The sequence below is a fragment of the Mesoplasma photuris ATCC 49581 genome (genome assembly GCF_000702725.1).
GTDB classification, from domain to species: Bacteria; Bacillota_I; Bacilli_A; order Mycoplasmatales; family Mycoplasmataceae; genus Tullyiplasma; species Tullyiplasma photuris.
Map to the genome: position 1 here is coordinate 147,359 of NZ_JNJI01000002.1, position 12,858 is coordinate 160,216.

Annotated in this window: 13 protein-coding genes; all 13 read right to left on the bottom strand. The window is 26.6% G+C overall.

The genetic code is table 4. From position 1 onward, the window contains the following. Position 1: 1 nt before the first annotated feature. Entirely contained in the window at positions 2-1,540 is a 1,539-nt protein-coding gene (cls, locus tag T347_RS0100720; protein WP_031542253.1) for a cardiolipin synthase, read from the bottom strand. Between the two features lie 3 nt (positions 1,541-1,543). Continuing rightward, positions 1,544-2,215, bottom strand: coding sequence for a hypothetical protein (locus T347_RS0100725; RefSeq protein WP_031542255.1), 672 nt, complete (start codon positions 2,213-2,215; stop codon positions 1,544-1,546). 50 nt (positions 2,216-2,265) lie between these two features. Further along, positions 2,266-3,171: a hypothetical protein gene (locus T347_RS0100730; protein WP_031542257.1), complete on the bottom strand. Its 906-nt coding sequence runs from the start codon at positions 3,169-3,171 to the stop codon at positions 2,266-2,268. Positions 3,172-3,252: 81 nt separating this feature from the next. Beyond that, entirely contained in the window at positions 3,253-3,939 is a 687-nt protein-coding gene (locus T347_RS0100735; protein ID WP_031542260.1) for a hypothetical protein, read from the bottom strand. Further along, positions 3,939-4,439: an L-threonylcarbamoyladenylate synthase gene (locus T347_RS0100740; RefSeq protein ID WP_031542262.1), complete on the bottom strand. Its 501-nt coding sequence runs from the start codon at positions 4,437-4,439 to the stop codon at positions 3,939-3,941. The genes T347_RS0100735 and T347_RS0100740 overlap by 1 nt, the downstream gene beginning before the upstream one ends. Beyond that, positions 4,429-6,000 (bottom strand): hypothetical protein, encoded by a 1,572-nt coding sequence (locus tag T347_RS0100745; RefSeq protein WP_031542264.1) that lies wholly within the window; start codon positions 5,998-6,000, stop codon positions 4,429-4,431. Before T347_RS0100745 ends, T347_RS0100740 begins: the two co-directional genes overlap by 11 nt. A gap of 10 nt (positions 6,001-6,010) precedes the next feature. Then, positions 6,011-6,856, bottom strand: coding sequence for a peptide chain release factor N(5)-glutamine methyltransferase (gene prmC, locus T347_RS0100750; protein ID WP_051635999.1), 846 nt, complete (start codon positions 6,854-6,856; stop codon positions 6,011-6,013). Further along, positions 6,849-7,943: a peptide chain release factor 1 gene (prfA, locus tag T347_RS0100755; RefSeq protein WP_031542267.1), complete on the bottom strand. Its 1,095-nt coding sequence runs from the start codon at positions 7,941-7,943 to the stop codon at positions 6,849-6,851. The genes prmC and prfA overlap by 8 nt, the downstream gene beginning before the upstream one ends. 12 nt (positions 7,944-7,955) lie before the next feature. After that, positions 7,956-8,573: a thymidine kinase gene (locus T347_RS0100760; protein ID WP_031542269.1), complete on the bottom strand. Its 618-nt coding sequence runs from the start codon at positions 8,571-8,573 to the stop codon at positions 7,956-7,958. 2 nt (positions 8,574-8,575) lie between these two features. Further along, the gene (locus T347_RS0100765) at positions 8,576-9,535 is read right to left on the bottom strand and encodes a DHH family phosphoesterase (RefSeq protein WP_031542270.1); all 960 of its coding nucleotides are present in this window, start codon (positions 9,533-9,535) and stop codon (positions 8,576-8,578) included. 18 nt (positions 9,536-9,553) lie between these two features. Next, the gene (locus T347_RS0100770; RefSeq protein ID WP_031542272.1) at positions 9,554-11,431 is read right to left on the bottom strand and encodes a hypothetical protein; all 1,878 of its coding nucleotides are present in this window, start codon (positions 11,429-11,431) and stop codon (positions 9,554-9,556) included. A gap of 85 nt (positions 11,432-11,516) precedes the next feature. Then, a complete protein-coding gene (gene rpmE / locus T347_RS0100775; protein WP_031542274.1) occupies positions 11,517-11,798 on the bottom strand; it encodes a 50S ribosomal protein L31 in 282 nt (93 codons plus the stop codon). 128 nt (positions 11,799-11,926) lie between these two features. After that, a complete protein-coding gene (fba, locus tag T347_RS0100780; protein WP_031542276.1) occupies positions 11,927-12,832 on the bottom strand; it encodes a class II fructose-1,6-bisphosphate aldolase in 906 nt (301 codons plus the stop codon). Positions 12,833-12,858: the final 26 nt, after the last annotated feature.

Below are 12,858 nucleotides of genomic sequence, written 5' to 3' on the forward strand. Positions count from 1 at the left end.
CCTATAATAACGGAATCATTAAATTGCTACATGCAATTGCTGATTTATAAAATAAATTTAATTCATCATTAGGTCTTAAATGGTATTTAAAACTTTTATCTCCGTCATGAATTATTTTTAACGCTAATTCTTTTGTTAAAGTTTTTGATTTAACCAACAACATTGTTTGTTGATCTGAAAATAATGATCTAAAGTCTAAGTTTGTTGAACCAACAAACGAAATATCATCATCAAAGAGAAAAGCCTTAGTATGATTGAAAGTATTATAAATCGAATATATTTCTACTCCTGCATCATATAATTCTCTTGTTCATCTTTTTGATACCTCTAGTACGAGGGTTTTATCTGTTTTACCTGGAAGTAATATCTTAACATCAATTCCAGAAATCGCTGCTGATTTTAAAGCGTTTATGATTTCCATTGGTGGAACAAAATAAGGGGTTACGATTCAAATTCTTTTTTTAGCGTTTGTGATTAAGTTCATCAAAGCATCTAAGTGAATGCTTGTTTGATGATTTGGTCCTGTAGTCATAACTTGAACAAAATCGTCATTAACACTTACTGTTTTATTTTTCTGACATACAGACGGTTCGAGATCTGTTATTTTCTGTTTATTTTTCATACAGAAATATCAATCACTTGCAAATGTTTTTTCAATTCCTCTAACAGCATCGCCTGTTAACTTAATTTGCATATCGTTTCAAAATCCAAATTTTTTTGAAATATTAATATATTCATCGCCGATGTTTATTCCACCAATATAACCAACTCTCCCATCAATTGAAACGTCTTTTCTATGGTCACGATAATTTGCAGTTCAATTTATAAATGGTAAATGTATCTTAGAAAAAGGAATGACTTTCATACCACTTTCTTTCATTCTTTTAATTGTTTTGTTAGAAAAAATAGTATAGCAACCTAAAAAGTCATAAATTACATAAACATTGACTCCTCTTTTTGAAGCGATTTCTAATTCATTTATTAGATTTTGAAGCAGTTCACCATCTCTAATAATATAAAAATTCATTAAAATGTATTTTTCTGATTTTCTGATTTCTTTAATCAAATCAGTGAAAAAATTTGCTCCGTTATCTAAAATTTGCGTTTGTGTGTTTTTAAAAATAACATCATTTTGCAAAGCATTTGCATTTAAGAAAGCTTTCGCAAAATGTGGTGAACTCATTTCTAAATTTTCGGTTATGTCTTTTGATGTTAATTCGGTTTTTTTGTTTGTAAAATCTTCAATATTTTTATATTTATAATGAGCAGTTTTTTTGTACTTGTATGCTTGTCCAAAAAATCAGTATGATACTATTCCAAATATAGGTACTAAACAAATAAAGGCAAATCATCTTGTTCTAGTTTCAAATCTTCTATTCTTTCTACATAAAATGAAAGTAGCAAAAACAGCTGAAGAACCATGTATAGCAAATAAAATAGTCATAAAATAAGGCGAAATAACTATCGTTAATACCAATATAGTTACGATTACACCAAATAAAAAAATCAGCGATAGTAAAACTCTAATTTGTTTTCTCATATATTATCCTTTCTTAATTTTTTTGATTCCCTTAGCTAACTTTTTATTATTTTTTATTATTATTAAGTTAAAGTATTCTGGTGTTATGGTTGATAAATGGTTAATAAGCTCTTCATATATTTTAATTTTAAGAATAAATAAATCTGAATTTGTAACATCAACATAAAAATTTATGTAGTGAGTCAAATTTATGTACATTGACAATAAGTAACCAAATTTATAGTAAAGAGGTTTTTTATCAATATTTAATTTTGAAAAAATATTACCGACACACATATACACTTCATTAAAATTTAAAATTTTTAATTCAGATTCTGAAAATTTTAAATTTAATTTATTAATATTTTCATTTTCTATATTTAAATTTATAATTTCTGAACCTAAACTCTTATTATAATTAGAAATTAAATTGAAAAAATCATCATGATTTTCTCCTTTAAATTTTGAATATAGAAAATGGGTTGTTGTTCTTAAAATATTTTTTTCATCAGAAAAATTTTCTTTATCTTGACCAGAAATTTGTAATAAATAGATAAAGTTTCTAATTGTTAAATCTTGTTTTTCAAGTTTTGTTAATTTAGGAAAATCCTTTCCGTCAATTTGATTATATTTTAAGAAGTTCTTGTACTCTTTTTTCTTATATCGAATTTTTTTGATCTTTTGTTGTTTGTTCATATTTTCCTCTTACAATAATTATACTTTTAAAATAAAAAATAGGTGAAAACCTATTTTTGTCTAGCAATAATTGGGAATGAAATTTTTATATCAGTTAATTTAGTTGTAATTTCATTGATCAATAAATAATTTTTTTGTGTGATCGATGGAGTAACATAATTTTCCATTTTTTTAATATATAAAGAAGGCAGATTTGGTATAAAACCAAATTCAATATATTTCATTTCTTTTGGAACAATTGTTTTTAATAAAGTCATCAAATCAACATCCTTTTTAGTGAACATAGCAACCAATCTAAAAACATTACCCGAAATAGTAAAAACAACCGTTGTTGAAAGACTTGGAATATAATATACATTTCTTCTATAGTGTCTTAAAACATTGTATAGTTTAATTTCTGAATCACCGTTTGATGATAGTAATCTTGCATGTCTTGTAGAATATTTAATTTCTGTTTTCAAAAATTCAATATCTTTAAAATTATCAAAATCTAATTTTTTAACTGCTGATCCAACTTGAGAATCTTCACCATTTCAAGGTATAAAATAAATAAATTCTTCAAATTCTTTAAATCCGTTTTCCAATAAAACTGATCTGTCTTCTAAAGAGTGAGTAAATATAATATCTGCAATATTAGAATATTTATCAATAACTTTTTTAAATAATATTTCTTTAAGACTTTCATTTGGCACACCATCTCTATATAAGATTTCTCCAAATTGATAGGCTTTAACTTGTTTTTCTTTTATATATAAGTTTGTTTTTATAATTCCCATTGTAATGACGATTTCATTATCATCATTAACTAAAGACGCAGGAATATAATTATCAATTCATTGGTTTTTTACCATTCATTCTTCGAAGCAACCTTTTGCTTGTCTTTTAACTAGTGACATCAATTCACTGTTATAGTGTTTGTTATCATGATAGTCGCTAATTAACTCGTAATTATCCATAGGACCTCCAATATTTTGTTTATTTCACTAAAATTATATTCTAAAAGTTTATAAAATCAAAATACCAATTAAAAAACACCATTAGGTGTTTTTTAATTTAAAAATTTCATAATTAGATAATTTATCCGCTTCTAAAATAACTCTCTCATTTCTCGGGTTTAAAATGTACATTTCCGATATTTTAAACTTGTTATTTGACTCAAATAATTCCTTTTGCATAAATAATTCTGCTGAGTATTTTTGATTGTAACTAGTTTTAGATGTTTTAAACGATAGTAAAAATCATTCTTTTCCATTAGACATAATAGCATCAATTGTGCCAATATAAACATTTTCAAAATCGTTATTTATAAAAGTTTTATTTGGATAAATATATTTTATATCCTTTTTGTATAAAAATTTATTGATATCATGCATTACTGATTTAGCTATCTCTATAATAAATTTGTCTTTTTCATCCATAGGATCAAACTTTAAATCTAAGCCATTTCATTTTTCCAAATAATTAAAGATAATTTTTTTGATTCTTAAATTTCTATTTATTAAGCTTTTAACAACATCTTGATTAACTTTTTCAATGAAAGGAAAAACATCATTAACAATTTCTGGAATAGATTTTATTTTTATATTGTCATTCTCAAGTTTGTTTTTAACTAAATTTTGTATATGCAAATCAAGTGAAGTAATCGGCTTTATTAAAGAATATTCATATTTTTGATGATTATAAATTACAGAATTAGAAATATCATTAATTTTAGCAACCGACATTATCTAACTCACTCTCCAGTTATGCTATTGTAGATTCTTGAGGATTGTCCATTTAAAATATCATCATAATATACTTTTATATCCGGATGGAAATTGCTTAATTCTTTAAATGTTCTCAGGGGTTTTGATCCAGTAATATTTACACTTGTTGAAAATATAGGACCAACCTGATTAATTATTTCTTTGATATCAATTCTATTAACCATTCTAATAGCTATGGTTTCATTTTTTAACGGGAAAATGACTGTGGTTGGTTGATCACTCATCAAAATTTTTTTGATGTCTTCTGATAAAGATATTTTATTCTCTAGTTGATCTAGTGAAGATATTAAAACAATTAATGGTTTATCCAGATCAGCATTTTTATATGCATTAATTTTTGTCATCAAGTCTTTTTTTAGGATAGAAGAAAGTCCATATATAGTATCTGTTGGCAAAATTACGATTTTATTAATTTTAAGCTCTTCAACAGCTGATTTTATTTGTAAGCTAGTCAGCATTCTTTCTGTTCTCTCTTCTCTTCTTAAGAATATTTCTTTTTAAAATTATTTTTTTAATTTCATCATTCAATTTTTTCTTAGCAACGTTAGTTTTTAAAATGCCTCTACCTAAAATTAAAAAGGCTGTTATAACTAACGAAAAACTAATAATTGATTCAGAAATAATACCTGCTTTATTTAATCATTCAAATCCTTTACCTTGGTCGATTCCTAATAATGGAAAAAGTGGATCAATTATTATTTGATTTTCAGAAACGATACCTCTTTCAGTTAATAATTTGAAATCCTCTGGTATTTTAGAAGAAATATATTCAAGATATTTTTGTCCATTTGAACTTACATCATCAAAAGAATCATTTCAAGTTTGAGAAAGATTTTCTAATTGTATTTTAGAATAAGTACACACAGCCACCAATAATATAATCTCAACGAATAAAACAATATATTGAATTAAGAATACATTAGACGATACGTTTTCTCCCCTCACTATAACTGAAATAAATGAAAATGTTGATGCAAATGTAAGTCCCATAATAATTGTTGGCAATGATGTTATTAAGAAAGGATCTGGAGTAACGTTTTGGAATGAGTCTAATATTTTAAGACTTTCTTCATTATTAAAAACTTCATAATCTTTTAATAAGTTTGGTAGCTTATATGTTCAATCAATAAGGGCACTTGATGCTGAATTACCATCAGAAATTATGATTACATAAATCAAGTGTGGTGTAATACATAATAGCGTTGTTATAACAGTTCAAGTTGCTAAATTTTTTTCACTAAAATTAAATGTTTTTACTAAAAGTCTTTTAAAAGGTGATTCTGAAACACTTTTTTCATTTGAAATAATTTTTATATATTTTTCGATTCCTTCTGATTGTTTTTTTCCAAAGATAGAATTTTGTAGAGAAACTGAAACAGCAAAAATCATTGTAATTTGTATAAACATTGTTCATCAAACTAAATTCATATCTTGTCATTTATATGCATCTTTACCAGATTTATAACTTTCAGAAAAATAACGAGATATTTCTTGAAAAACAGGTATTTTAGAGGCTCTATCTATAAGTAAATTTGTCTCATCAATTTGTGTGATTGATTCATATAAATAAAAGCTTTCAAATTTAGAATATTGAAATTGAGATAGAGTTGCAAGTAAGAACGCAATTAAAGCCATAAGCACCAAAAGTCAAATATATGACATCTTAAGCGTCTTATTAACACCATTTCCACTAACTATAGGTTTAAACATTATAAACATAATTGTTGTAATAACCATAAAGGCGAATCCAGATCAAAGTGGTCCTTCTATTTCAAATTTACTTGGTAAAACCATATATTCTTTTATTTCATTAAACTTTTCATAATAAAAATCTAAATTAGAATTATTTTCTATGATGTAAACGTATACATAAAAAGGTATTAATGCTGTTAAAAAAATAAATAAACCTAGAATAGCCATTTTATACATATTTAAATTTTTTCTTTTGATTTTAGGATCACTATCATTAAAACCAAAATTTAATTTAAAGTCGAAATTAAAATCTATTTTTTTATCCATATTAACCTCCTTATTTTTCTTTTTTTAAAATTACATATCTTCAGTTTCCGAAATGATCTTTTTTATGTTCTTGTAGATAATTTGATTTTGAAAAAATGCTCTCTATTTCTTCTTTTTGCTTTCAACCATATTCTAAAATGATCATCCAATCTTTTTCAAAGTTCATTATTGTATCAATACTATTTAAAATTCTTTTGTAAAATTCTAAACCGCCATCTTCTGCAAATAAAGCTAAATGTGGTTCATATTTATAAACAGATTCATCAACATCGCAATCATTAATTTGAATATATGGAGGATTTGAAACTAAAACATCTAATTTAATTTTTTCTTTTATAAATGGTTCTACAAAATCACCAAGTTTAATCTCAACATTTTCAACATAATTGTGATTAATATTTTTTTCAGCAACTTTCAATGCTGGCTCAGAAATATCAGAAATATAAATTTTGCTTTTAGGAAAAATTTTAGCAAGTGATATTCCAATTGCTCCACTACCAGTGCAGATATCACCAATGATTAAACTTTCATTTGAATCATATGATGATTTTATTTCGTCAATCAATAATTCGGTGTCATTTCTTGGAATCAGTACATCTGAATTTACGATAAATTCATTTCCGCAAAAATATGTTTTACCAATCAAATATGCTAAAGGCATTTTTTCATTTAAAAGGGTTAAATACTTTTCAAACTTATTATAATCGAAATTAAAAATTTCGTCATTTAATGTTATTGGGATTTGATCATATTTATCATTTAATAGAAACGCCATAAATTGATAAATATCAGATTGCGATAATCTGATATTTACTCTTTGTTTTATTTCTTTAAAAAGATCAGATTTTTTAATCATTATTTTCTTCTAATTGAGCAGCAACTTTTTGTCTTTGTTCTTCATTAATCAAAGCAGTCACCAACTCATCAATTTTACCTTCCATAACATAATCAAGTTTATTTAAAGTTAAACCAACTCTGTGATCAGTTACACGGTTTTGAGGGTAATTATATGTTCTGATTTTTTCAGATCTAGCACCTGTTCCAACTGCTAACTTTCTATTAGAATCAGCTTCAGCTTGTTGTTTTTGTACTTCTGCTTCATAAACTTTAGCTCTAAGCATTGTCATAGCAATATCTTTATTATCGAATTGAGAACGACCATCTTGTGATGCTGCAACAACTCCAGTTGGTATATGGGTAATACGAACAGCTGAGTCTGTAGTATTAATGTGTTGACCACCCGCTCCCGATGCTCGATAAGTATCAATTCTTAAGTCAGCTGCTTTTATTTCAATTTCAACTTCTGTCATTTCTGGTAAAACCGCAACAGTTGCAGTTGATGTTTGAATTCTACCTTTTGTATCAGTTTTAGGTACTCTTTGAACACGATGCGCTCCTGATTCAAATTTTAGTTTTGAATAAACATTGTCACCTTTCACCATAAATGATATTTGTGAGAAACCTCCAGCTTCTGAAAAAGAAGATTCCATAACCGAAAATTTTCAACCTTGTTCTTCACAATATAATTTATACATTCTGAAAAGATCACCAGCAAAAATATTTGCTTCATCACCACCAGCAGCACCACGAATTTCAATAATAACGTTTTTATCGTCATTTGGATCTTTTGGTAAAAGTAAATTTTCAATCACTTTAGAAAGTATTTCAGCTTGTTTAGAATTTTCATCTAATTCCATTTTTGCTAATTCTAGCATTTCATTTTCTTTTTCATTAGCCAATATTTCTTTTGCATCAGCTATAGCTTGTGTACATTGAGCATATTCTTTATATTTTTCTACAACTTCTTCTAAATTGGCACGCTCTTTGTTTAAACTAGTGAATTTTTTTATATCTTTTAAAATATCTTCACTTTGTAAATCATTATTGATTTGGTCTAATCTTTTAGACATCGTCTCCAAAGCTTCTATTGTTTTAGGATTCATATTTCCAACTTTCTATTTTTTAGGAAGTTTGTAGCAATTTCTACATCTTGCTTCATAACTATCTGTTTCACCAACCAACACAATTGGTGAGTCTCAATTAGCGGGTTCTCCATTGATTATTCTTTGTGTTCTATTTGCAAAATTACCACATTTATGACAAATTGCAGTTAGTTTATCAACAAATTCAGCCAACACTAATAATTTATCTACGTTTTGGAAGGGTTCACTTCTAAAATCTTTATCTAATCCAGTAACAATTACTATTACACCATTATTTGCTAACAACTCAATAAACGGAACAATTTTTTTGTCCATAAATTGAACTTCATCAATTCCGATTATATCAATCGGTGAAATCGCATTTTCTTTTTTATATATTTCAATCAATTGTTCAACAGAACTTACTGGATATGATTTTAAAACGGCACCAGAATGTGAAGCGATTAAATCTTCAGAATATCTATTATCAATAGATGGTTTAAAGGCAACCACTCTTTTTTTTGCATAATCATTTCTTCTTAATCTTCTGATAAACTCTTCAGTTTTACCAGCAAACATACAACCTGTAATCAATTCAATGCGACCTAATTTATTAACTGAATTTGAATTAACTTCTTGTTCTCTAATCATATTTATTTACCTTCCTTACCGTTTTTAACTAACTTGTCTAAATCTTTTGTTAAACTAGAAATTTCATCAAAAGAATTTAATGATGCACCAGATGCTACTCGGTGACCACCGCCATTATATTTTGTAGCAACACTATTAACATCATAATCACGACTTCTTAAAGAAACTTTTATTTGACCATTTTCCATTTCGATAACAGTAAATCAAATTACAATTTCATGCATACCTGACATGGTTGCTAATGCGCCTTTAACTTCATTGTAGTCTAAATCTCAACCAGCATAATCCTCTTTTTTAATAACAATTGAAGCAACTCCATGTTTTGATAAAGTCATTTTACTGAAAGCAAAGTTTGATCATTTTCTATTTTTTAAATCATTTACAAAAATGTAATCATGTGCTTTTTTTAGATCTGCACCTTGTTCTAATAATCTAGCAGCTACTCTAAAAGTTACTGGATTTGTTTTTGGAAATAAAAATCTACCTGAATCAGTTAATAAACCTAAGTATAAATTGTGGGCACCCGCTGCTGGAATTTCTAATTTCATCATTTCTGCTCATAATGTAACAACTTCTGTACATGCAATTGCAGATTCCATAACAATCTGGTTATTTGCATACTTATCAACATCAATATGATGATCAATTTTAAAAGTATCTCCAGCTAAATCATATTTATCGAAATCAAGTCTAGCTTTATTTCCTGTATCAACCGTAATAACCAATGCCGATTTAATAAAATCGTTTGTTAATTTTTTCTTTGGTAAAAAATCTTTATCATCATTTAATCTATCACCTACTACAAAAATATTTTTATTTTCAAAATTTTCTTTAATAATGTGAGCAAGACCCATCGCACTTCCTTGCGCATCTCAATCAGGCAATTGATGTTTCACGATAATAATGTTTTCATGACCTTTAATTTTTTTTACTAATGTTTTTGCGTCTTTTTTATTAATCATTGGATTCTCTTTTCTTTTCTATATTATTTTACTAATTGTTTTAGTATTTACATAGATAAAAATTCTTTTATTTTCTGTTAAATTTCTATCTAATGAGTAAAAGTAAATTTCTTCACCTTTTTCAGTAATGATTCTTCTCATTCTTTTATCAGCATAAGCGTTAGAATTTTTAATAAAACCAATAATTGGTAATTCATCTTTCTTAACATTGTCTGATGTTGTTTCTATTTCAAAAGGATTTAATAAAAATTTACCTTCTGTTTTTTGAGGTTCAATATTTGCATTTCAAAACCTGTTATTAACCTCCAAACGGTCATTAACTATCTTAAAATTTATTGTATTTGAGGTTAAATTAAATAAACTTTGGATATTTATATGTGGTTGTTCAATTAAGGTTTTTGGTGCAATTGATCTTAAAACATTTTTAGCATCAATTGCATAAACTTCTTTGTTAATTTTACTAATAGTTTTAAAGTTATCATGTAACATCATGAAAGAAATATTTGGGTATACTGTATTTATTTTTTTGATCGCATTATTTAAGTGCTCTAAATCTTTTGAAGTTAAAAGATTCAACATATTCCAAAAAACAATGTTTGTTTTATTCATATTAATAGCTTTTAAAATTTTGATATAAATCATATTTAATGACGAAATCTTAAATCCATTTTTTAAAAATCAATCGAATTTCATATCTAATTGTTCTAAGTTTTTTCCAGTTCATTCAATAGCTTGAGTAAAAGTAGAATGAATATCTTTTTTATACTGTTTTTTGATTTTATCATATTCTTCTATGTCGCTATAATTAACATTACCTGTTAATAATTTTTTATGATATTCGTGAATTAAAAAAGATATTTTACTTGCAACTTCTTCACCACGTTCATTAATTATTTTAAATAATTCTTTTTGCTCTTTAGTAAAGTCGTTTCTTTTATCTCTTGTAAATCTTTGTGCATTTAAATACTCTTTTTCAATATTAGATTGTAATTCCTTAGTGATATCATATTTAGAATAAAAAGTCTTAAATTCTTTTTTCAGTTGTTTATCAACTTGTTTAAATTTTCACTTCGCTTTTAAAATTTTAAATCTCAATTCATTTATATAAAAAGAAATAAATTTTAATCTTTTTTCTACCATGTACTTAGTTTGAATATATGAAAATTTCTTAGAGAATTTTCTTAAATATTTGTTACTTGATTTTGCAGCATTATATTCACACGTACAAGTATTTCTTAAATCGTTAAATAACGATACATTATCTCAAAGTAATTGATTAAAAATTAAAGCAGTTTCATTAATTTTAATTTCCTCATAAAGTCTTGATTTTTCTCTTGTTAAAACTTGAATTTGAGGTGACAAGTCTTTAAAAATTTGAGGTATTTTTCGATCCCAATAAGTATTTAATTCAAGTTTAAGTTGTTTCAAAATTTTCTTTTCAGGATTTGTTGTTTCATCAATAAAATTATTTATTGATGAATCTATTTTTACTCTCAATTTTTGATCAGTTAAATCATTTTTTGAATCAAGTATTGAAAGATAATCATATTTTTTGTCGATCGTTCTCAATCTAGCTTTTCGCAAAAATTTAGCATCAAATAAAAGTGAAGCCACTAAAATTATTTTCGATGGTATTAAACGTTCAAAAAAAGTGTCTGTTCCAATAAATTCAACACTTCTTTTAGCATATCTTTTGTTGACAACATCTAAATTATTTATTTGATATCTACCAGAATCAAATTTTTCTTTACCCTTTAAGACTTTCTTAAAAAATTTCATCTTTTCTTTAGAGTCAATAACAACATTTGCTGTTTTTCCATCAATAGTTTCTATATTTATTCCTAAGATAGGAGAATCTTCACTTTTAAATACTATTTTATCAATTTTGTAAGTCATAATTCCTCCTACTTATAATATATTTTATCATTCATATCTTTAAACAAAATAAAAAGGCATACGCCTTTTAATTATTAGTTTAAAACTATTTTTGTTTTTTAGCGTTTTCAGCTTTTTGCGCTGCTGAATCTGATTCAGCTGATGCTTTAATAGCATCTTTTCTTGCAAATTTTGTTTTAAATTGTTCAACACGTCCAGCATTGTTTAAGAATTGTTGGTTTCCTGTGTAGAATGAGTGACAGTTTGAACAAACGTCAATACGCACTTCTTCTCCCTTAGCAGTTCCACAAATAAATTCGTTTTCACAAGTTGTACATACAAATTTAGCTTCTTCGAAGTAATTTGGTTGAATATCTTTTTTTGGCATAGTCCCATTTTCCTTTACTATGTTCTCATATAGATACCTATATCAGTACTAAAAAAATTATACATTATTTTTAAAAAAATTGTACATGCAAATAAAAAAGGCATAAGCCTTTGTATTATTATTTATAACTATTTTTTGATTTCGTTAGCTTTTCCTTTTGATCCAAATCATGTAACTAAGTTTTCGATTTCAGCTTCAATAGCGTCTGTTCCTGGTTTTAATAATTTACGAGGGTCAAATCCTTTTTTAACCATGTCTTGATCAGCACCTTTTTCAATGTATGCTCTTGTAGCTTTTTGGAATGCTAATTGTAATTCTGTATTAACGTTAATTTTTGAGATACCTAATGAGATAGCTTTTTTAACTTGCTCTTGAGGAACACCTGAACCACCATGCATAACCATTGGGAAGTTAATTTCTTTTTCAATTAAATCTAATTGTTCAAATGCTAATCCTTCTCAACCAGCTGGGTAAGGACCATGAATGTTTCCAATTCCTGCTGCTAAAAAGTCAACTTTTAAATCAACGATTTTACGAGCTTCTGCTGGATCTCCTAATTCACCTTTACCGATAACACCATCTTCTTCTCCACCAATAGTTCCGATTTCAGCTTCAACTGAAACTTCATATTGAGCTGCGAATTCAACAACTTCTTTAGTCATTTTGAAGTTATCTTCAAATGAATAATGTGACCCATCAAACATAACTGATGAGTAACCAGCTAAAATACATTCTTTTGCTGATTCAACTGTTTGACCGTGGTCTAAGTGTAATGCAACAGGTACTGTAATGTCCATTTGTTCCATTAATGCATTAACCATAGCAACAACTGTTTTAGCTCCACCCATGTATTTCATTGCACCTTCTGAAGTTGCGATAATAACTGGAGTGTTAGTTTTTTGAGCTGCTCCCAAGATTGCTTTTGTTCATTCTAAGTTATTTGTGTTAAAATGCCCAATTGCGTATTTACCTGCATAAGCAGCATGTACCATATTGTGAGCATTAACTAATCTATCACTGTAAATTTTTGCCATATAAATATGTCTCTCTTTCTTTATTC